Raw genomic sequence first — 21,651 nt, 5'->3', positions numbered from 1 at the left:
TGACTTATGCGATATCATATCTCAAAGATAGGAAGGGGCGATGCAGAGGTATTGCATCTGGCCCGAAAGCACACCGATATGCAGGATCCAGTCATCCGCGACGTCTTTAATTACTGGGAAGGTTTGCGGGCGGGCCGCCTTGCCCCGCTGCGATCGGAACTGGACCCATACAAGATCAGCCATGTCATCGACCATGTGTTCGTGCTGGAGTATAAAAACCCGCTAGTTGTGCGTTTCAGGCTTGCCGGTATGGGGCTGTGCAGGATGTTAGGCATGGAATTGCGCGGAATGCCGGCACGGGCCTTGTTTGAAATTGGCCATCGGGACGAATTGGGCCGCGTGTTAGATGATATGGTTACAGCGCCCAAGATTATCGAACTGGTTCTAAAGTCTCCTTCCCATGACGCACCGACCTTGAACGCCCGCATGCTTTTGCTGCCCATGCAGAATGCAGAGGGCCAGTATTCGCGGATATTGGGCTGTCTGGTGTCTGACGACCCGCCGCTACAGCGTCCCGCCCGATTCGACATACACGACGTCAAGACGACTCGCATCGTTGGGGCCATGGACGTGAACGCCACGCACAGGGGAGCCTTGGGTTTCGACGGGCGAGACCCGACACCCCCCGACAGCCTGGCGCACAGACCGGCGCAGGGTTCACCACAGGGACGCCAGCAGGATTCCGGACATACCATCCCTTCGGCATCCGACAAACCGAAAGGGTTCCAAGACCCTGCCCCGCAATTTGAGGGCCTTCACCGACCCAAATCCGGTACTAAATCCACCACCCGACGTCTGGCAGTAGGGAAACCCTACCTGCGATTGATTAAGAATGAGTAAACAAAACCGGAGGCATTCCGATTATCCATAAAAAAACGCGGCCCCGAAAGCCGCGTTTTTTATTTTCCAGTGAGGTTTACAGATCAGATAGCCTGACGTTGTGCCTCGACACGTTCTTCCAGTTGCTCTGCCACCAGAAACGCCAGTTCCAGCGCCTGTGACGCGTTAAGACGCGGATCACATGCGGTGTGGTAGCGGTCTGACAGATCCTCATCCGTAACCGCGCGTACACCACCTGTGCATTCGGTTACGTCTTTGCCGGTCATCTCAAAATGCACACCGCCGGGAACCGAGCCTTCGGCTTTGTGGATGCCAAAGAACTCCTGCACTTCGCGCAGAATACTGTCGAAGGGGCGTGTTTTGTAACCCGAAGAGGATTTGATCGTGTTGCCGTGCATCGGATCACAGGACCAGACCACATTGGCCCCTTCTTCGCGCACTGTTTTAATCAGGCGCGGCAGGTGATCCGCCACGGAACCGGCGCCAAAGCGGGCGATCAGGGTCAGGCGCCCCGCTTCATTTTCAGGGTTCAGCTTGGCCATGAGAACCTTCAGATCCTCGGCCGTTGTGGTTGGACCGCATTTCAGGCCAATCGGGTTTTGCACGCCGCGACAGAACTCTACATGGGCGCCATCAGGCTGGCGGGTGCGATCCCCGATCCAGATCATGTGACCGGAGCCTGCAACCGGCAGGCCGCTGGTGGAATCAATCCGGCACAGCGCTTCTTCGTATTCCAGCAGCAGGGCCTCGTGGCTGGTGTAGAAATTCACCGTATGCAGCGAGGACGTATTGTCAGACGTGACACCCGCCGCTGTCATGAAATCCAGACTGTCGGAAATCCGGTTGGCAAGCTGGGTGTATTTCTCGGCCGCGCCCGCAGCATTGGCAAAGCCGAGGTTCCATTCATGGACACGGTGAATATCTGCAAAACCGCCCATAGAGAACGCGCGCAGCAGGTTCAAAGACGCCGCCGCCTGTGTGTAGGCCTGCAGCATGCGGTTCGGATCGGGAATGCGCGAATCCGGTGTGAAATCAATGTCATTGATGATGTCACCGCGGTAGGACGGCAATTCCACACCATCAACGGTTTCTGTCCCGGCAGAGCGGGGCTTGGCGAATTGGCCGGCAACACGGCCCACTTTGACCACAGGCACTTTGGCGCCATAGGTCAGCACCACCGCCATCTGCAGCATCACCTTATAGGTGTCACGCAGCATGTCGGCGTTGAATTCCGCAAAGCTTTCGGCGCAATCGCCGCCTTGTAGCAAAAACGCCTCCCCACGGGAAACAGCCGCCAGTTTCGCCTTCAGCGCACGGGCCTCGCCCGCAAAAACCAGCGGTGGATAGCTGGACAACCGGGTCTCCACTGCTTGCAGTGCAGCCGCGTCGGTATAGTCCGGCATCTGAATCCGCTCTTTGGAACGCCAGTCAGATTTTTTCCAAGCCGAAGTCATCGGGTCTCTCCTTGGTGGGGTATCGGAATTCCGGTCATACAACAGCCCCTGCCCTTTGACCAGAACCCCTTGGATCGTATCATCGGGGATTGGCGGTTTTTGACGGGTCTGAAAAGCATTCGGATGGTAACGTTAACCCCTTGTGACAAATTTGCAAAAACTTACAAGTTGACCACGACACAAACTGCCCCGGTGATTCGGGCCTATCAAACGTTGCCGCCATGCCCATAGCCAGACCTTCCCTCGTCGAAACCAAAACACGCAAATACGTCTTTCTGTTGCTTGACCAGTTTTCGCTGGTGCCGTTTGCTACGGCACTCGATTCCTTGCGTATCGCGAACCGTTTTGACAAACGCCTGCGCTACAGCTGGAGCATCATAACCGAGGACGGCGGGCCGGTGGCCTGTTCCAACGGCACCCGCATCATGCCCGATGCCGGACTAGGGGACATCGCGCGGGAAGACACCGTCATGATTTGTGGCGGGCTGGAGATCGACCGGACCTCGACAAAACCGGTGATGAACTGGCTGCGCCGCGAGGCGCGCAAGGGCGTGTCCATTGGCGGGCTGTGTACGGGTGCGCATACGATGGCCAAGGCCGGATTGCTGGACGGTAAGAAATGTACAATCCACTGGGAAAACTACGACAGTTTCACCGAGGAATTTGACGAGGTAGAGTTGTATAAGTCGGTCTACATGATTGACGGCAACCGGTTCACGTCCGCCGGTGGCACGTCATCGCTGGACCTGATGCTGAAACTGATGGCTACCCGCGACGGTGAAGATATTGCCAACTGGGTGGCGGACCAGTGTTTGCACACCAACATCCGCAGTGAAAGGGACGAACAGCGCCTGTCGATTCCGACCCGCATCGGGGTACGGCATCCCAAACTGTCCACTGTGATCCAGATGATGGAGAGCAACATCGAAGAACCAGTCAGCCCGTCAGTGCTGGCGCAGGATGTGGGCATGTCCACCCGCCAGTTGGAGCGTCTGTTCAGCCGCTATCTCAGCCGGTCCCCCAAACGGTACTATATGGAATTGCGGCTGCAAAAGGCGCGCAACCTGCTGATGCAGACAGAGATGTCAGTGATCAATGTGGCGCTGGCCTGCGGCTTTGCCTCGCCATCACATTTTTCAAAATGCTACCGCGCACAGTACGACACCACCCCCTACCGCGAACGGGGCTCGCAGGCGTCGCGCAATCCGGACCTGAAACCTAACGACTGATCCGGAACAAGCCACCCCGATCCACGCTGAGAAACCAGATCGACCCGTCCGGTGCCTGCCGGATGTCGCGGACCCGTCCGGTTTCGCGGGACTTCAACTGCTCTCCGGCAGAGAGTTTCGTGCCGGAGCGGTCCAGCCGTGCGATATGGTCGAATTTCAGTGATCCGACAAAAATATCGCCCTTCCATTCTGAAAACATCTGTCCCGAATAGATCATCATGCCCGATGGCGCGATAGAGGGGTCCCAGTAGAAGTCCGGCTGCTCCATCCCTGCCTTGGACGTGCCTTCCCCGATCTTGCCGCCTGAATAATGCTCGCCGTAGGAAATCACGGGCCAGCCGTAGTTCGCCCCTCTTTCTACGCGGTTCACCTCATCCCCGCCTTTTGCGCCATGTTCCACCAGCCACAACTGCCCCGATTTATCCAGCGCCGCGCCCTGTGCGTTGCGATGACCGTAGGACCAGATTTCAGGCAGCGCCCCTTTGGTGTCAATGAAAGGGTTCGACTTGGGCACACCACCGGTACGGGCCACCCGAATGACCGTTCCATTATGGGTGGACAGATCCTGCGCCAGCGGGCGATTACCCCGCTCCCCCAGGGTTACAAACAACGTACCATCCTCAGCCTCGACCACGCGCGACCCAAAATGCCGCCCGCCGCGATTGCCCGGTTTCATCTCAAACAACAGGCGAACATCCCTTAGGGCGGCAGCTTGCCCATCAAGCCGCGCCACGGCAAGCGCTGTGCCCGCCCCGCCCGATTGAGATTTCGCATAGGTCAAAAACAGCTCTCCGCTTTGGGCGAAATCCCGTGCAAGCACCACATCAAGCAAGCCGCCCTGCCCCTTGGCATAGACCTTTGGCACGCCGGATACGCGGGTCTTGCCGCCTTTGCCGTCAAACAGCCAGAGCCGTCCCTTGCGCTCTGTCACCAGAAACTGTCCATCGGGAAGAATCGCAACGGCCCAAGGCTCGTCCAGCCCTTTGGCAAGCTGTGTCACCTGCAAGGTTCCAAGCGAGGTTTTTACGGTTTGCGCCAGCACGCCAGCGGAAGAAAAGCAAAGCATTACGGCCATTAATATCATTTTCATTACAAAAATCCCTTTCCGGCTTTCACTATATTACCTGCGGCAAAACTGGCTCTGGACAAGGATGCCATTTGACCCTTGGTACAGCAAGGATACCCTTGCAATTGGCACCGTATTCTCTAGTGTCCCTGCCTACTATTCATGCAGGGAGAGAACACATGAAAAAACTACTGCTCGCGTCCGCCGCCACTGTTGCGCTGGCCGGAACCGCCTTTGGCGAAGCCCACGGAGACGTCAAACTGGGCGTGATCCTCGGCTTTACAGGTCCGATTGAATCGCTCACACCCGCAATGGCTGCCGGTGCGGAAAAAGCAATGTCCGAAGTTTCTGAATCCGGCAAGTTCATGGGCGGCAAGTCCATCACGCCGGTCCGTGCAGACAGCACCTGTGTTGACTCTGCTGCGGCCAGCGCCGCTGCCGAACGTCTGATCACATCCGACGGTGTGTCCGGCATTGTAGGCGCTGACTGCTCCGGTGTGACAACTGCGATCCTGACCAACGTTGCTGTTGCCAACGGCATGGTGATGATCTCTCCATCCGCGACGTCGCCGGCGCTGTCCGATGTTGAAGACAACGGCCTGTTCTTCCGTACATCCCCTTCCGATGCCCGTCAGGGTGAGGTGATGACCGAAGTGATTATGGACCGCGACATCAAATCCGTTGCGATCACCTACACCAACAACGACTACGGCAAAGGTCTTGCCGATGCGTTCCAGTCTTCCTTTGAAGCTGCCGGTGGCACTGTGACCATCTCTGCTGCACACGAAGACGGCAAGGCGGATTACTCTGCCGAGGTTGGCGCACTGGCCGCTGCCGGTGGTGATGTTCTGGTTGTTGTCGGCTACCTCGACCAAGGTGGTAAAGGCGTGATTGAAGGTTCGCTTGATTCCGGTGCTTTTGACACATTCGTACTGTCCGACGGTATGGTTGGTGACAGCCTGCCCGAAGCGATCGGTTCGGACCTTGATGGTTCTTTCGGTCAGGCCCCGGGCACAGACAGCGAAGGCGCTGGCATGCTGAACGACCAGATGGCTGATGTGGACGCATCTGCACCTTATGTTGCGGAATCCTATGACGCCGCAGCGCTGATCGCACTGGCGATGCAGGCCGCAGACTCCACCGATCCTTCTGTTTACAAAGAGAAGATCATGGATGTGGCCAACGCACCGGGCGAAAAAATCATGCCGGGTGAACTGGGCAAGGCGCTGGAAATCATCGCAGGTGGCGGTGACGTGGACTATGTTGGCGCGTCCAACGTGGAACTGATCGGCGCAGGTGAAAGTGCCGGTAGCTACCGCGAGATCGAGATCAAGGACGGTGCGCTGTCCACGGTCGGTTTCCGATAATCGCTCATTGACGCATCTAAGCAGCCCGCAATCACCTTGCGGGCTGCTTTTTTTAGATCGGCTGACACACCATGATCAAAGTTGAAAATCTGGTGAAGCGGTTCGGCGGCTTTTATGCTGTGAACGACGCTTCGCTTGAAATCGCCAAAGGCTCCATCACGGGGCTGATCGGCCCGAATGGCGCGGGCAAAACTACACTCTTTAACGTGATTGCAGGGGTTCACAAACCCAGCGGTGGACGGGTGCTGCTGGACGGAGAGGACATCACCGGCCTTCCCCCCCATTCCCTGTTTGACCGCGGTCTGCTGCGCACCTTCCAGATCGCCCATGAGTTTTCCACCATGACCGTGCGCGAGAACCTGATGATGGTTCCCCCCGATCAGGCGGGCGAACGTCTGTGGGACGCTTGGTTCAAACCGGGCCTTGTGCGCAGTCAAGAGGCCGAAATCCGCAAGAAAGCGGATGAGGTGATCGAATTTCTGGAAATTTCCCATGTAGCCGACGAACTGGCGGGCAATCTGTCTGGCGGTCAGAAAAAGCTGCTGGAACTGGGCCGCACCATGATGGTCGATGCCAAGATCGTGTTTCTGGACGAAGTGGGCGCCGGTGTGAACCGCACCCTGCTGAACACCATCGGGGATGCCATCCTGCGTCTCAATCAGGAACGGGGCTATACTTTTTGCATGATCGAGCACGATATGGATTTCATCGGACGTCTGTGTGATCCGGTGATTGTCATGGCTGAGGGCACCGTGCTGGCCGAAGGCTCCATCGACGAAATCAAGGCCAACGAGCAGGTGATCGAAGCCTATCTCGGCACCGGCCTGAAGAACAAGCCGCAGGTGAGCGCATGAGCTATCTTTCAGCCAGCAACATGACCGGCGGCTATGGCCGTGGTGCGGACATCCTGCACGATTGCACAATTGAGGCCGCCGAGGGCGAAATCGCTGTTATCGTCGGACCCAACGGTGCGGGCAAATCCACCGCGATGAAAGCCGTCTTCGGAATGCTGAACCTGCGTGAAGGCAGCGTAACACTGGATGGTGAGGATATTACCCATCTGACACCGCAAGACCGCGTGGCCAAGGGCATGGCATTTGTGCCCCAGACCTCCAATGTGTTTCCGTCCATGAGCGTGGAAGAGAACCTCGAAATGGGGGCTTTCCTGCGCCGTGACAATATTAACGGCACGATGGAGCAGGTCTACGAACTGTTTCCCATCCTGAAGGAAAAGCGCCGCCAGAATGCCGGCGAACTGTCCGGCGGGCAGCGCCAGCAGGTCGCCGTGGGCCGTGCCCTGATGACCCAGCCCAAACTGCTGATGCTGGATGAACCCACTGCGGGGGTTTCTCCGATTGTGATGGACGAGTTGTTCGACCGCATCATCGAGGTGGCCCGTACCGGCATTTCCATCCTGATGGTGGAACAGAACGCCCGTCAGGCGCTGAACATCGCGGACAAAGGGTATGTTCTGGTGCAGGGTCGCAACCGCTTTACCGACACCGGCGAAGCGCTGATGAACGACCCCGAAGTCCGCAAGAGCTTTTTGGGGGGATGATGCGCAGCACTGTCCCGCCCCGCTCTGCGGCCCGCCCTCTCTTTTCCGGAACAACGGTGACGCCCGTCCGTTCCGCCAGCCATCAGAAAGCCTTGTCATGGAACTCCTGAACGCCTTTATCCTATTGTCAAATTTCGTGCTGGTGCCCGCAATCGCCTATGGCTCCCAACTTGCGCTGGGGGCGCTCGGGGTCACGCTGATTTACGGTATCCTGCGCTTCTCCAACTTCGCCCACGGCGACACAATGGCCTTTGGTGCCATGGTCACGATCCTGTTTACATGGTGGTTCCAGTCTATGGGGATCAGCATTGATCCGCTGCCCACCGCCCTGCTGGCCCTGCCCTTTGGCATCCTGTTCTGCATCGGCTTCGTGCTGGCAACGGACCGGATCGTCTATCGCTTTTACCGCCGCCAGAAGGCCGCGCCGGTTATTTTTCTGATCGCCTCGATGGGTGTGATGTTTGTTACCAACGGTGTTGTCCGTTTTATCATTGGACCGAACGACCAGAAATTTGCTGATGGCGAGCGATTTATCATCAAGGCCCGGACCTTCAAGCAGATGACCGGATTGGAAGAAGGCCTGTCCTTCAAGGTCTCTCAGGGGATCACGGTTGTGACTGCCATTCTGGTGGTGATCGCGCTGTTCTGGTTCCTGAACCGCACCCGCACCGGCAAATCCATGCGCGCCTATTCCGATAACGAAGATCTGGCCCTGCTGTCAGGCATCAACCCTGACAAAGTGGTCATGGTTGCGTGGATCATCGCCGCAACACTGGCCACCATCGCCGGTACGCTTTACGGGCTGGATAAATCCTTCAAGCCGTTCACCTATCTGCAACTGCTGCTGCCGATCTTTGCGGCGGCGATTGTCGGCGGCCTCGGCTCGCCGCTCGGGGCGATTGCGGGGGGCTTTGTGATCGCCTTTTCGGAAATCATGGTCACTTATGCCTATAAGAAATTCATCGCCTATCTGGTCCCCGAAAGCTGGGAGCCTGATACGCTGGTGCAGCTTTTGTCCACAGACTATAAATTCGCGGTCAGCTTTATGATCCTTCTGCTGGTGCTGCTGTTCCGTCCCACAGGTATTTTCGCGGGGAAATCGGTATGATTGTAACACTTCTCGGACTCGCCTGTTTTGCGCTGCTGGTGGTGTCACTGGCCCCCCGTCTGGTGGGGCTGGCACCGCTGCCGGACCGGATCAGGAATGTATCGCTGTTTGCGATCATGGCGCTGTTGATCATCATTGTCGGCATGATCCAAAGCTGGAACGTCGCGCTGGCGCTACTGAACCTTTGCTTGATCTCTTCGATCATGGCGCTCGGGGTGAATATCCAGTGGGGCTATGCGGGCCTTCTCAACGTAGGGATCATGGGGTTTGCCGCCCTTGGCGGCGTTGCTGCGGTTCTGATCTCTGCCGATCCTGTTGCCGATGCCTGGGCCGCCGGAGCCTTGGGGATTTTCGTGTCGTTTATCCTTGCCGTGGTCACGGTCATGGCGGCGATCTACGCTTACCGCAATATGGCACCCTCTATGGCCCGTGGCCTGACGCTGTTTGCCATTATCGTGATCGGATTGATCGTGATCCGCTACTTCTACGGCCCGGCCAGAGACGCCATCGAAGACGTGAACCCCGCCTCCGAAGGCTATCTCGGCGGGCTGGGGCTGCCGATTATTCTGGCATGGCCGGTTGGCGGCGTCTTTGCAGGACTGGCCGCATGGCTGATCGGCAAGACCGCCCTTGGCCTGCGCTCGGACTATCTGGCGATTGCGACGCTGGGTATTGCCGAAATCATCGTGGCGATCATCAAGCACGAAGACTGGCTGACCCGGGGCGTCAAAAACGTTTCCGGCCTGCCACGGCCCGTGCCTTATGAAATCGACCTGCAACAGTCCCAATGGTTCGTGGATCTGGCGACCCGACTGGGGCAGGATCCCGCATTGTCGTCATCGGTCTTTGTCAAACTCTGCTATGCGATCCTGTTTACCGTGGTACTGCTGATTGTGCTGTGGCTGTCAGAACGGGCGCTGAACTCCCCTTGGGGGCGGATGATGCGTGCGATCCGTGACAACGAAGTCTCGGCCAATGCGATGGGCAAGGATGTTGTGGCCCGCCACCTTCAGGTCTTCGTGCTCGGCTCTATCGTTGTGGGCATTGCCGGAGCGATGCTGACCACGCTCGACGGGCAGCTTACACCCGGCGCCTACCAGCCGCTGCGCTTTACCTTCCTGATCTGGGTCATGGTGATCCTTGGCGGTTCCGGTAACAACTGGGGCGCGGTTCTGGGGGGCTTTGTGGTCTGGTTCTTCTGGATTCAGGCAGAGCCGATCGGAACATGGCTGATGCAGACCATCACATCGGGCATGGCAGAGGATAACGCCCTGCGCATCCATCTGCTAAACTCCACAGCGCACATGCGCCTGATGACCATGGGGCTTATCCTGCTTCTGGTCCTGCGGTTCAGCCCGCGCGGGTTGATCCCGGAAAAATAGCAGGCACGCCCTGCCGCCAGAGGGCTGTTCAAGCCCTCTGGCATTCCACCGGAGTTCGCGACAAAACCTGTCGCAAACCGGTTTGCCAATTGCGACAAACCCGTCCAGCCTGATCCCGTCCACCACGCGGGAGTTTCACCATGAAAACCACCACTCGGGTCTGTGTCATCGGCGGCGGCGTTGTCGGCTGCTCGGTGCTCTACCACCTCACCAAACTCGGCTGGTCCGATGTGCTGCTGGTGGAACGTTCGGAACTGACATCCGGTTCTACGTGGCACGCGGCAGGCGGGTTTCACACGCTGAATGGCGATACCAATATGGCGGCGCTGCAAGGCTATACCATCCGGCTCTACAAGGAACTGGAGGCGCTCACCGGCATGTCCTGCGGGCTGCACCATGTGGGCGGCGTGACACTGGCCGACACGCCGGAGCGGATGGACATGCTGCTCGCAGAGCGGGCAAAGCACCGCTACATGGGGCTGGAGACGGAAATCGTCACACCGGACGAAATCGCCCGCATTGCCCCTGTGACCAATACCAAAGGCGTGATCGGCGGGCTCTACGATCCGCTCGACGGGCATCTCGATCCCTCTGGCACCACCCACGCCTACGCCAAAGCGGCACGCATGGGCGGCGCAACGGTTGAGACCCACTGCATGGTGCGCGAAACAAACCAGCGGGCGGATGGCACATGGGATGTGGTGACGGACAAAGGCACGATCCACGCGGAACATATCGTCAATGCCGCCGGTCTCTGGGCGCGGGAAGTGGGCGCGATGGCAGGGGTCTATCTGCCGCTGCACCCGATGGAACACCAGTATCTTGTGACCGATGCCATCCCGATGATCTCGGACATAATCGACAGCGGCGGGGAACACCCCCATGTGATGGACCCCTCCGGCGAAAGCTATCTGCGGCAGGAAGGCCGTGGCCTGTGTATTGGCTTTTACGAACAACCCTGCCGCCCCTGGGCCGTGGACGGTACATCCTGGGACTTTGGCCATGAACTGCTGCCAGACGATTTCGACAAGATCGAAGACAGCATCGCCTTTGCCTACAGGCGCTTTCCGGCGCTGGAAACCGCAGGTGTCAAATCGGTGATCCACGGCCCTTTCACCTTTGCCCCTGATGGCAATCCGCTGGTCGGACCGATCGCCGGACTGCGCAACTACTGGTCCGCCTGCGGTGTCATGGCAGGGTTTTCCCAAGGCGGTGGCGTCGGGTTGATGCTGGCGCAATGGATGGTGGAGGGTGAAACCGAAAGAGACGTCTATGCGATGGATGTGGCCCGCTTTGGGGACTGGATCACACCGGGATACACACGGCCCAAAGTGGTTGAAAACTACCAAAAACGCTTTTCCGTGTCCTACCCGAACGAAGAACTCCCCGCGGGGCGGCCGTTCCAGACCACGCCGGCCTATGGCATCTGGGATCAGCAAAATGCCGTTTTCGGGGCACAATACGGAATGGAAGTCGTCAATTACTTCGCGCGCGAAGGCGAACCGCGTGTTGAAACCCCGAGCTTTCGCCGCTCCAACGCATGGGACGCCACAGCCGCAGAGGTAAAAGCCGTGCGCGAGGCTGTCGGCATCAACGAAATCCATAACTTCGGCAAATACATCGTCTCCGGCAGGGATGCCCGCAGTTGGCTTGACCGGATCATGGCAGGGAGCATCCCGAAACAGGGCCGTATCGCACTGACGCCGATGCTGTCACCCAAGGGCAAACTGCTGGGGGATTTTACCGTAACCTGCCTGTCGGAAACCCGCTTTCAACTGACGGCAAGCTTCGGGATGCAAGCGATCCATATGCGCTGGTTCCTCCGGAACCTGTCGGGCGATGTGCAGGTCGAAAACGTCTCTACACAACGGATCGGTTTTCAAATTGCCGGTCCGAACGCGCGGGACCTGCTGACCCGTTGCACCCGCGCGGATGTCTCGAACACGGCGTTCCGTTTTATGCATGCAAAACACCTCTCCGTTGGCCTCTGCGATGCGCTGGTGCAAAGGGTCAGCTATACCGGAGACCTCGGGTATGAAATTTATGTGGACGCAGAGAACCAGCGCGCGCTTTACCAAACACTGGCAACCGCTGGCGCAGACCTCGGGCTGAAGCCCTTTGGGATGCGGGCGATGATGTCGCTGCGACTGGACCGCTTTTTCGGCTCGTGGAACGCAGAATTTTCGCCGGACTACACCCCTGCGGAAACCGGCATGGACCGGTTTGTCAGCTATGACAAACCGGCAGATTTCATCGGAAAACAAGCAGCACTGGCGGAGCGGGAAAACGGTCCCGCCCGCAAACTCTGCACCTTTGAAGTGGACGCACGGGATGCAGACGTAAACGCCTATGAGCCTATCTGGTTCAACGGCGAGGTTATCGGCTTTTGCACGTCGGGCGGCTATTCCCACCACGCGCAGAAATCCATCGCTTTCGGTTTTGTGCCGAGCAACCGGATCACAGACGACCTTCAGGTGGAAATCGAAATCCTTGGCCAGATGCGCCCCGCGAAACGGATCACGACCCAATTGTTCGACCCCGAAATGCTTAGAATGCGGGGCTGACCGGCATAATCCCGCCTCCATTTTCCGAAAATATCCGCGCCGCAGGCAATCCTAACTGAGCCGCACAATATGCCCTGTCTTTGGATCGGCCCGTCCTTCGGCCAGATCGGTAAAAGGCTGCAAGGCAGCCTCCAGACCATCGTGGGTCTCCAGCGTCAGCCACCGCGCTGCATCTGCCACGATTTGCGCGGTGACCTCTGTAATCTTGCCCTCAATCACACCTTTCCCCCAATCCGCCTTGCGCTTGGCGATCTGGGCGGGAGCAAAGAAGAATTGCGGTTTGGGTCCGGCCAACCCTTCGGATTTTGCGAATTGGTCCCAATGGCTCAGCCCGACAGCGCTGGAATGTTTCAACACACCGTCGAGCCGCGCATGCAGTGCCTGTTTGACCGTCGCGTTGCCCGCCATATCCACATAGACAGATTCCACCCGATCCAGTTGGCCGACGTCTCCATAGGTCAGCACTTGGTCACAAAACCCCAGTTCCCTGACAAATTCCGCATTCTTGTCGCCGGTCAGTCCGACGACTTGGTATGGCCGGCCAACCTGTTCCGACAGAAAGGCGCAAAGCCCGAGGCCCGTTTTCGAGGACGCAGAGCCGATGATGATTTGCTGTGCGCCGAACCATTCGTTATCCGACAGCCAGTCAAACAGCAGGTAAGAGGTGGCAATCAGCGGCTGCATCAGTGCCTGATAGGGATCAGAGGATGCGGCGGGACCAACGCGGGAATAGAGGTTGTAAACCTCCGGCAGACCGTCCCGATGGGGCGCCGTGTCCCGCACTGCGCTGCGTCCGTGGGCAACAGGTGTTATCACCAGTTCAGAGGCCATCGGGTAAAACCCGTACAACCGCGCACCAACCTCCAGTGCCTCCGATCGGCTCTCGACCACGCGGGCAAAGCCCCAGACCGGAACCAGCCCCTGCCCGTCCTCTTCCACCGGAAAGAACTTCCAGTAGCCGATGTCAAACCCTGTCGCTGCATAGGTCACGTTATTGGCGGTCAGCGCAAAACTCTCAATCGCCAGACGCACCTGCCCGTCGTCGAGCGTTGCGGCTGCGCTTTGGTCCAGCTTTTGTCGGGTAATGGTTTTCTGGTCGGTCAGGACACGGGTGACTGCGGGCATGGGTAAGGCTCCTCCTGTGGATGCCTTACCCTGCACGCTGGAAGAAGGCCTGTTAAGCCTTCTTCGCTTTTGTCGCGGCGTCAGTTCGCGCCAGTTTGTCCACAACCTTTGCAGCCTTGCCGGTGGCGGAGGCGTTTTTCGACGTCTCCGGTGCATCGTTGTGTTTGTCGATGAAGTTCAGCACAGCAGGGCGGATGTCATTGCGCCATGCGCTTCCGCTGAAGATGCCATAATGACCGGCATCCGGTGCCAGAAAGGTTTCCTGCATATCTTCGGGCAGATCAGGCAGCAGATCCAGCGCCGCGAGACATTGGCCCGGCGCCGAAATATCGTCCCGCCCGCCTTCGACAATTTTGACAGCGGTTTTGGTGATCTTGCTGATGTCCACCCGCTTGCCGTCCACTTTGAACACGTTACGCGCTACTTCACGGCGTTTGAAGACACGGTCCACAGTGGAGAGATAAAACTCCGCAGGCATGTCCATCACGGCCAGATACTCATCATAGAATTTGTTGTGACGGTCGAGATCCGCTGCTTCGCCACGGGCCACAGCACCGATCTGGTCGGCAAAGGCTTTGGCGTGGGTTTGTGCGTTCATCGCAATGAACGACGACAGCTGAACCGCACCCGGATAGACCTTGCGCCCGACACCGGCAAAGGCAAAGCCGACAGGGGTGATGACGCTGTGTTCCAACTGGCCCATTGTGACGCGGTTGCCGAAATCCGTCACTTCGGTCGGGTTGGCATCCGGATCCACCGGACCACCGATCAGCGTCAGGGTGCGCGGCTGCGGCGCGGTTTCATCGGCGGCGAGCATGGCTGTGGCCACCAGCGCCAGAGGGACAGGCTGGCACACGGCGATCACGTGGATATTCTCGCCCAGATGCCGCAGCATTTTCACCACATATTTGGTGTAATCCTCGACATCGAATTTGCCCGCAGACAGGGGCACATCCCGCGCGTTTTTCCACTCTGTTACGTAGACATCACAGTTGGGCAGCAGGCTTGCCACAGTCTTGCGGCACAGGGTTGCGTAATGCCCCGACATGGGCGCCACCAGCAGAACGCGGCGGCGAACCGGACGGTCCCGTTCGGCGGTGAAATGGATCAGGTTGCAAAAGGGCAGCTCCAGTTCGATCTGTTTGGTCACCGGATAATCGGAATCCGCGGACACAACGCTGTCGATCCCCCAAGAGGGTTTTGTCGCTACTTTTTCAAAACTGCGTTCCGTGACCTCACCCCAAGCGGAGAAGAGCGCCGGTAGCGGGCTCATGGTCACGGCAAAGGCAGGGTTTTGCCAGAAGGCTTTCGTTGTCGCACCGACCCAGACATTGGTCTGGCGGATGCTTTCGCTCATATCATAAATGGTCACAGTAGAACCTTTTGTTGTCTCTTTGACCGCATGTTGCGTAAAGTGATAGGTGAATACTAGTGCAATCCTCATTAATGGAGGTTTAATTATGACTGACCAAACGTCACCCGATGCCGAGATTTTAGAGAAAAATTTAAGCAAAATTAACGAATTAACTAAAAGAATGATGGCTGCGCTGGCGGAACGGAAAAGTCACAGTCCGAACCTCGAAACCCCCGATCACCAGTTCTATGCCAAAGCCGCAGCCGCCTATTTTGCCGAAATGATGAGCGACCCGAGCCGCATAATAGAGGCGCAGGTGGGCTTCTGGACCCAGAGTTTGAAAAACTGGTCGGAAATTCAGCAACAATTGGGGGGCACTGCCCAAAATTCAGACCCTGAACCTGTAACCGACAAGCGGTTCAAGAACGAGAACTGGGAAAAGAACCCCTATTTCAAAATGATCAAGCAGCAGTATCTACTGTCCTCCAAGACCATTGAAACCATTACCAAAGATATGTCCCACCTGCCCGAGCGGGAACGGGAGAAGGTGAATTTCTTTGCCAAACAGGTGGTGGATATGTTTGCGCCAACCAACTTTCTGGCGTCCAATCCGGATGCGCTGGAGCGGGCGATGGAAACCAATGGTCAATCGCTTGTGGACGGGTTGCAGAATTTCGTGGCCGATCTGGAGAGCAACCAGCAGGGGATTGCCGTGCGTCTGGCGGATCCGGACGCTTTTGTTGTGGGCAAGGATATTGCCACCACACAGGGGTCGGTTGTGTTCCAGAACCGGATGTTCCAGTTGATCCAGTATAATCCGAGCACGGATAAGGTCTATAAAAAGCCGCTGCTGATCACCCCGCCGTGGATCAACAAATTCTACATTCTGGACCTGCGCCCCGAAAACAGCCTGATCAAATACGCCGTCGATCAGGGCCACACAGTATTCGTGGTGTCTTGGGTCAATCCGGATGCCAGCTATGCGGATTGCGGATTTGACACCTATCTGGAAGAGGGCCTTCTTGTCGCGCTCGACAAGGTGCTGGAGATCACCAAACAGAAATCTGCCAATGTCGCGGGCTATTGCATCGGCGGCACGCTGCTGGCCTGTACAATGGCCTATCTCACCGCGATTGGTGAGGACGACAAGATCAACAAGGCCACTTTCTTTACCACCATGACCGACTTCAAAAACCCCGGAGAGCTGGGCAACTTCCTTGAGCCGGGCTTCCTTAAAGGGATCGAAGCGCAGGTGGAAGAGACCGGCTATCTGGAAAGCTACTTCATGTCCCGCGCCTTCAGCTTCCTGCGGGCACGGGATCTGGTCTATGCCCCTGCCGTGCGGTCCTACATGATGGGTGAAGCGCCTCCTGCCTTTGATCTGCTGCAATGGAATGCCGACTCCACCAACCTGCCCGGTCGCATGGCGGTGGAGTATCTACAAAAGCTTTATGTGGATAACGAACTGGCGGAAGGCAAATTCGAACTGCTGGGGGAAAAGATCCGTCTGGCCCAGATCAACCGGCCAATTTTCGCGGTCTCTACCATTCAGGACCACATCGCACCGTGGGCGAGCACCTTCCGCGGGCTGACCAAAACGCGGGGCGACCGCACCTTTATCCTGTCCGAGAGCGGCCATATCGCTGGCATCGTCAATCCGGCGTCACGGGACAAATACGGCCACTGGCACAATCCAGAGCCGCCCCGCGATCCGGAATTCTGGCTGGAAAACGCGACATATGTAAAGGAATCATGGTGGCACCGCTGGTCGGACTGGCTGTCCGAGGGGGAGCAAAAATCGACCTCCCCCCGCAAGCCTGGCAATAAAAACAACCCTCCAATCGAACCTGCACCCGGAAGTTATGTTCTGAAACCAGGAGTTTAGGAGATTTATTCTGCGCTGCAGCATAAAATTGTTGAAATGCCGCAGCGCAGCATCTATATCTTCCTCACAGACAGCGATCATGCTGGCTCCGAAATTCCGATCAAAGGATCATAACGATGGCAAACCAAGACTTCGATTTCGCAAAAGCAACTGAAGAATTCTTCGCTGCTTTCAAAATGGACACAAAGATGTTTGACGACGCGACAAAAAATGCCGCTGAATTCAACGTCAAAATGGGCAAGATCGCACTGGCCGCTGCGAAGAAAAACGCAGAACTGACCAACGCATGGACAGCCGAAACGCTGAAATCTGTTGAAGCTGCGAACAAGGTTCAAAAAGACCCTTCCGCTTACTCCACAGTTGTTTCCGACTTTGCTTCTGCTCAGGCACAATCCCTGCCCGAAAAACTGGCTGCTTACGCCGAAGTTGCAAAAGCTGCCCAACTGGAAGCTGTTGAACTGTTCGTAGCTGCTGGCAAAGACATTCAAGCCGAAGTTGCTGCTGCAACCAAAGACGTTACAGCAAAAGCGAAAGCTGCCTAAGCTTTTACCGCGGGTTCCGACCTCCCACGGAAACTGCACACAAAGGGGTACCGCGCGACGGTGCCCCTTTTTGCGTTTTAGGTTTCCCCCTTTGAATACGCAAAAAACTGCGCTACGGTGCAGCATTACCGCGCATTTCGGGGAAACCATGACCAACACGATTTTAATCAATCGCTATGCAAGCCGCCGGCTGTATAACACGCAGACCAGCGAATATGTGACGCTTGACGAAATCGCGGAACTGATCAAACAGGGCAACGATGTCGAGATCAAGGACCGTAAAACCGGCGAGGATCTGACCCGTCAGTTTCTGTTGCAGATCATCACCGAGCAGGAAAGTAAGGGCGAAAACGTCTTACCCGTCAATGTGTTGACAGGACTCGTGCGCTCTTACAGCACGGCGGCCCAAGGGGTGCTGCCGGACTTCCTGTCCAAATCCTATGAGATGTTTTCCGAACAGCAGGCCGCCATGATGGAGCGGATTCCGGGCATGAGTTCGGGCATGGGCGCTGGTACCAACTGGCAGAAACAACAGGCGGATCTGATGCAATCCATGATGGCTGCGTGGATGCCGCAACTGCAAAACAGCGCTGCTGCGGCGCAACAAACCCCTGCTGACGAAGCGGACCCGAAATCCGATGCGGATGAAGAACTCTCTGCTGTGAAGCAACAATTGGCAGAGCTGATGAAAAAAGTTGAAGGATTTTAAGACCCTCCCATGAAACTGAACGTATATCTTGCCGGCGAAATCCACACCTCATGGCGTGAAGAGATCATTGCCGAATGCGAAGCGCAAAAGCTGGACATCACCTTTACGGCCCCCGTCACCGACCACGGCGCGTCGGATGATTGCGGCGTGGAAATCCTCGGCGCGGAAGACGACAAATTCTGGCACGACAGCAAGGGCGCGAACCTGAATTCCATCCGCACCCGAAAGGCGATCAAGGATGCGGATGTGGTCGTCGTACGCTTCGGTGAGAAATACCGCCAGTGGAACGCCGCCTTTGATGCAGGCTTTGCCCATGCGCTCGGCAAATCCCTGATCGTGTTGCAGATGGACGAACACCAGCACGCCCTAAAGGAAGTTGACGCCGCAGCGCAGGCTGTCTGCTCTACCCCATCGCAAGTGGCGAAATGCCTGTCCTATGTTCTGACAGGCAAGCTCGGCTGATATGCGTTGTTTGTTGCAACGGGTCCGGCAGGGCTCGGTTTCGGTAGACGGTACGGTTATCGGGGAAACCGGACCGGGCCTCGTTATTCTCGCCTGCGCGATGCAGGGGGATACCGAAGCCAATGTGCACGGCATGGCAAAGAAAATCGGCGCCTTGCGCATCTTTAAGGACGAAGAGGGGCGGATGAACCGCTCGCTGCTGGATACCGGAGGTAGCGTTCTGGTGGTCAGCCAGTTCACGCTTGCCGCAGACACCAAAAGCGGCAACCGACCCGGTTTTTCCGCTGCCGCCCCACCCGATCAGGGCGAACGGCTGTACGAGCTGCTTTGCTCCACCCTTTCAGATATGGGGATCACCGTTGGTAAAGGACGGTTCGGTGCGGATATGCAGGTGGCGCTGGTTAATGACGGTCCGGTGACAATCTGGCTGGAAAAATAGCCTGACCTAGCCGGTCAATTCCGCAATTTTCCGCGCCACAGCATCCCCATCAAAAGCAGGCTTCAAGCCGATGCAGACCAGTCCTATGGGGGAGTCCTCGGGGGCAGCTTCACTGCTCCAGCGGCGCGAAACGGATTGCACCGCATGGATGGCCCCGTCTGCATCCCGCACAAAGCCTTTTGCCCGCACCAGATCCAATTCCTCTGATGCCAAAAGCTGGCCCAGCGCCGCCGGATCACACGGGCTATCCAAAGACAGACTGACAGAGTCAAAAACGCTGGTGTCATGCCCTGTGCCGCTGTCGCGGTTACGTTCGACAAAGCTTTGCAACAGAACTTCCGGCGGTAGGGCACCATGCTCTGCCATTAAAAGCTGCGCGTTTTTGGCGTAGGACCGCGCGAAAGCCTCGCTCTCTGCGCGGGTCTTGTCGTTGACCAGATCCACCTTGTTCAGAACCACAATATCCGCATCAGCAAGCTGCCGCGTCACGGTATCGCCCATGTATTTATGGTTGGCATTAGCTTGCAAGGTTTCTGCGTCCGCCACGATCACGACACCATCCATGCTATAGCCCTGCATCAACCCGACAGATCCCGCAATCGCACCGGGAAGCGCCACGCCGGAGGCTTCCAGCACCACATGATCCGGTGCAGGATCCAGCTTGCGCAGGTCGGACAGCGCCGCCGCCATATCAGAGCCGTAGGAACAGCAGACACAGCCCCCCGCGATAGAGATGATGTCGTCGTCCTGCGCCACGATCAGGTCTTCGTCGATCGGCAGCGCGCCAAATTCATTGACCAGCACCGCCAGCCGCAGCCCGTCCGCATTGCGCAGCAGATGATTGACGAGCGAGGTTTTCCCCGCCCCCAGATACCCGCCGATCACCGTAACCGGAAGCGGTTTCATCAAAGGTCTGCCGCCGCAAAGACGCGTCCGCCCTGTACTGTTCCCCAGACCTTCACATCTTTCAGATCTGACGGATCGACGGCTGTTGGATCATCCTCCAGCACCGCGAAATCCGCCTTCTTGCCGACCTCGATGGACCCGACTTCCCCGTCCAGCTTTAACGTATAGGCCGCGCCGATGGTGATCGCATAAAGCGCATCCGCAACAGAAATCTTCTCTCCCTCGCCCTGCACACGCCCCGAGGCTGTCAGCCGGTTTACCGCACACCAGGCCGTGAACAGCGGGCCAAGCGGCGTCACCGGCGCATCCGAGTGGATCGCCATCGGAACGCCGGTCTCCAGCGCGGTGCGGCAGGCATTCATGCGTAGCGCCCGTTCCGGACCGACGGTCAGGGTGTAATGTTCGTCGCCCCAGTAGAAATGGTGGTTGGCAAACAGATTCACACACATGCCAAGCTGTTTCATCTTGCGGAATTGCGCCGCATCCGCCAGTTGGCAGTGTTGCAACGTATAGCGATGATCCGGTGTCGGGTGGTTGCGCAAAGCCTCTTCCATCGTTTCCAGCACCAATTCGGTCGCCTGATCCCCATTGGTATGGGTGTGGATGTGCAGATCGTTTTCCAGCGCGAGGTTCAGGATTTGCGACAGGTGATCCGGTGTGATGTACCACAAACCATTGTCCGCCCCGTTGTGATAGCCGGGCCAGCGCAGACGGGCGGAAAACCCCTGAATCGATCCGTCCGCCACAACCTTGATCATGCCAAGGCGCAACTGATCGGTGGATTTATCCTTCAGTTCCTTGGCATGGGCGATCAGCTCTTCCGGTGTCAGGCCCATGAAATGGCGCAACGGCACGATGCGACTGGGGAAATCCGCTTCGGACGTAACCTCCAGCATCATTTCCACCGCCTCATCGCCCAGACGTGCCGCAAGATCGGTGATGGTCGTAGTGCCGGTGCGCACACATAGTTTGCCAAAGTCGCGCAAGCCCTCTGCATCACAGCCCAGCACATCGCGGTCAAAGCCGACGTGTTCTCCCACAGGCATATAGGCATCCGGCCCGCGCAGCTCTCCGGTGGGATAGCCGTCCGGCCCAAGCGGAATGCCCGGATGGTTGATGCCGGTTTTCATCAGTCCGGCCAGTTCCAGCCCCTTGGTGTTCACGTTCATAATGTGGCCCGAGGCATGCAGCACCCCGATCGCGCGGGTAGATGAAACCCTGTCCAGATCGGCACGGCTGACCAGCGCATTATCCATATAGATCGGGTCGAGTTGCCAGCCCGGAAGCGGCGCATCCGGATCATCCAGTTTGGCTTCGGCCTCTTTCAGCCGCTCCAGCATGGCCTCAATGGACTTCACACCCGCCCAGACCTTGCCGTTCGGGTCCATCCGGTCAAAGAAACCGCAATACACATTGCGCCACATGGTGCCTTCCATCGTGTGGGCATGACCCTCGACAAAGCCGGGCATCAGCACTTTGTCCGCGAAACGCGCGTCCAGAGTGTAATCGCCCCAAACTGCCAGTTCCTCAAGGCTGCCCGCCCCAAGCACCCGTCCTTCGCGCACAGCTACATGACTGACTTCCGGCTGGTTCGGATTCATCGTGATAATCTTGCGTGCGGAATAAATTGTGGTCTGTGACATCTCAAAAGTCCCGATCTG

The 21,651-nt window shown here is 57.5% G+C and carries 19 protein-coding genes; 13 read left to right on the top strand and 6 right to left on the bottom strand.

The genetic code is table 11. The features are described from left to right. The first annotated feature begins 78 nt into the window (after positions 1–78). Entirely contained in the window at positions 79–840 is a 762-nt protein-coding gene (locus tag BFV97_RS03790) for a PAS domain-containing protein (RefSeq protein WP_157888259.1), read from the top strand. Between the two features lie 83 nt (positions 841–923). On the opposite strand, the gene BFV97_RS03785 is transcribed toward BFV97_RS03790, so the two are convergent. Next, on the bottom strand, positions 924–2,294 hold the full coding sequence (locus BFV97_RS03785) for a class II 3-deoxy-7-phosphoheptulonate synthase (protein ID WP_069298948.1): 1,371 nt from the start codon (positions 2,292–2,294) through the stop codon (positions 924–926). A 221-nt stretch (positions 2,295–2,515) separates the two neighbouring features. Between BFV97_RS03785 and BFV97_RS03780 the strand changes: the two genes are divergently transcribed. Next, complete coding sequence (locus BFV97_RS03780; RefSeq protein ID WP_069298947.1) at positions 2,516–3,523, top strand: GlxA family transcriptional regulator; 1,008 nt, start codon at positions 2,516–2,518, stop codon at positions 3,521–3,523. On the opposite strand, the gene BFV97_RS03775 is transcribed toward BFV97_RS03780, so the two are convergent. Then, positions 3,513–4,613, bottom strand: a complete 1,101-nt coding sequence (locus tag BFV97_RS03775) for a PQQ-dependent sugar dehydrogenase (protein WP_069298946.1) — start codon at positions 4,611–4,613, stop codon at positions 3,513–3,515. The two genes, BFV97_RS03780 and BFV97_RS03775, sit on opposite strands and share 11 nt — an antisense overlap. 155 nt (positions 4,614–4,768) lie before the next feature. Between BFV97_RS03775 and BFV97_RS03770 the strand changes: the two genes are divergently transcribed. The 6 genes from BFV97_RS03770 (at position 4,769) to BFV97_RS03745 (ending at position 12,568) form a co-directional block, all read left to right on the top strand. Then, the gene (locus BFV97_RS03770) at positions 4,769–5,956 is read left to right on the top strand and encodes an ABC transporter substrate-binding protein (RefSeq protein ID WP_069298945.1); all 1,188 of its coding nucleotides are present in this window, start codon (positions 4,769–4,771) and stop codon (positions 5,954–5,956) included. 71 nt (positions 5,957–6,027) lie between these two features. Continuing rightward, the gene (locus tag BFV97_RS03765; protein ID WP_069298944.1) at positions 6,028–6,810 is read left to right on the top strand and encodes an ABC transporter ATP-binding protein; all 783 of its coding nucleotides are present in this window, start codon (positions 6,028–6,030) and stop codon (positions 6,808–6,810) included. Further along, positions 6,807–7,514, top strand: a complete 708-nt coding sequence (locus BFV97_RS03760) for an ABC transporter ATP-binding protein (protein ID WP_069298943.1) — start codon at positions 6,807–6,809, stop codon at positions 7,512–7,514. The genes BFV97_RS03765 and BFV97_RS03760 overlap by 4 nt, the downstream gene beginning before the upstream one ends. Before the next feature lie 97 nt (positions 7,515–7,611). Continuing rightward, the gene (locus BFV97_RS03755) at positions 7,612–8,622 is read left to right on the top strand and encodes a branched-chain amino acid ABC transporter permease (RefSeq protein ID WP_069298942.1); all 1,011 of its coding nucleotides are present in this window, start codon (positions 7,612–7,614) and stop codon (positions 8,620–8,622) included. Between the two features lie 77 nt (positions 8,623–8,699). Next, positions 8,700–10,004 carry a branched-chain amino acid ABC transporter permease gene (locus BFV97_RS03750; protein WP_069299074.1) on the top strand — a complete coding sequence of 435 codons (1,305 nt, stop codon included), beginning with the start codon at positions 8,700–8,702 and terminating at the stop codon, positions 10,002–10,004. Positions 10,005–10,144: 140 nt separating this feature from the next. Beyond that, positions 10,145–12,568, top strand: a complete 2,424-nt coding sequence (locus BFV97_RS03745) for a GcvT family protein (RefSeq protein WP_069298941.1) — start codon at positions 10,145–10,147, stop codon at positions 12,566–12,568. A 51-nt stretch (positions 12,569–12,619) separates the two neighbouring features. Here BFV97_RS03745 and BFV97_RS03740 read toward each other — a convergent pair whose 3' ends face one another. Next, on the bottom strand, positions 12,620–13,693 hold the full coding sequence (locus BFV97_RS03740; protein ID WP_069298940.1) for a DUF2855 family protein: 1,074 nt from the start codon (positions 13,691–13,693) through the stop codon (positions 12,620–12,622). A 52-nt stretch (positions 13,694–13,745) separates the two neighbouring features. After that, entirely contained in the window at positions 13,746–15,050 is a 1,305-nt protein-coding gene (gene phaZ, locus BFV97_RS03735; RefSeq protein WP_069299073.1) for a polyhydroxyalkanoate depolymerase, read from the bottom strand. A gap of 178 nt (positions 15,051–15,228) precedes the next feature. On the opposite strand from phaZ, the gene BFV97_RS03730 reads away from it, so the two are divergent. From BFV97_RS03730 to dtd, 5 genes are all read left to right on the top strand, one after another. Beyond that, the gene (locus BFV97_RS03730) at positions 15,229–16,932 is read left to right on the top strand and encodes a PHA/PHB synthase family protein (RefSeq protein ID WP_245667553.1); all 1,704 of its coding nucleotides are present in this window, start codon (positions 15,229–15,231) and stop codon (positions 16,930–16,932) included. Positions 16,933–17,048: 116 nt separating this feature from the next. After that, complete coding sequence (locus BFV97_RS03725) at positions 17,049–17,474, top strand: hypothetical protein (RefSeq protein WP_069298939.1); 426 nt, start codon at positions 17,049–17,051, stop codon at positions 17,472–17,474. A gap of 148 nt (positions 17,475–17,622) precedes the next feature. Further along, positions 17,623–18,183 (top strand): polyhydroxyalkanoate synthesis repressor PhaR, encoded by a 561-nt coding sequence (gene phaR, locus BFV97_RS03720; protein WP_069298938.1) that lies wholly within the window; start codon positions 17,623–17,625, stop codon positions 18,181–18,183. A 9-nt stretch (positions 18,184–18,192) separates the two neighbouring features. Further along, positions 18,193–18,645, top strand: coding sequence for a YtoQ family protein (locus BFV97_RS03715; protein ID WP_069298937.1), 453 nt, complete (start codon positions 18,193–18,195; stop codon positions 18,643–18,645). Position 18,646: 1 nt separating this feature from the next. Next, positions 18,647–19,084 (top strand): D-aminoacyl-tRNA deacylase, encoded by a 438-nt coding sequence (dtd, locus tag BFV97_RS03710; protein WP_069298936.1) that lies wholly within the window; start codon positions 18,647–18,649, stop codon positions 19,082–19,084. 6 nt (positions 19,085–19,090) lie between these two features. Here the strand turns inward: dtd and BFV97_RS03705 are convergent, their stop codons facing one another. Together BFV97_RS03705 and BFV97_RS03700 are read right to left on the bottom strand one after the other, a co-directional pair. Beyond that, entirely contained in the window at positions 19,091–19,990 is a 900-nt protein-coding gene (locus tag BFV97_RS03705; protein ID WP_069298935.1) for a CobW family GTP-binding protein, read from the bottom strand. Continuing rightward, positions 19,990–21,633, bottom strand: a complete 1,644-nt coding sequence (locus tag BFV97_RS03700; RefSeq protein WP_069298934.1) for an amidohydrolase — start codon at positions 21,631–21,633, stop codon at positions 19,990–19,992. Before BFV97_RS03700 ends, BFV97_RS03705 begins: the two co-directional genes overlap by 1 nt. Between the last annotated feature and the right edge of the window lie 18 nt (positions 21,634–21,651).

Source organism: Neptunicoccus sediminis (assembly GCF_001719615.1).
GTDB classification, from domain to species: domain Bacteria; phylum Pseudomonadota; class Alphaproteobacteria; order Rhodobacterales; family Rhodobacteraceae; genus Amylibacter; species Amylibacter sediminis.
The sequence above is the reverse complement of the archived record's forward strand: the minus strand, read 5'-3'. Positions and strand labels throughout refer to the sequence as shown.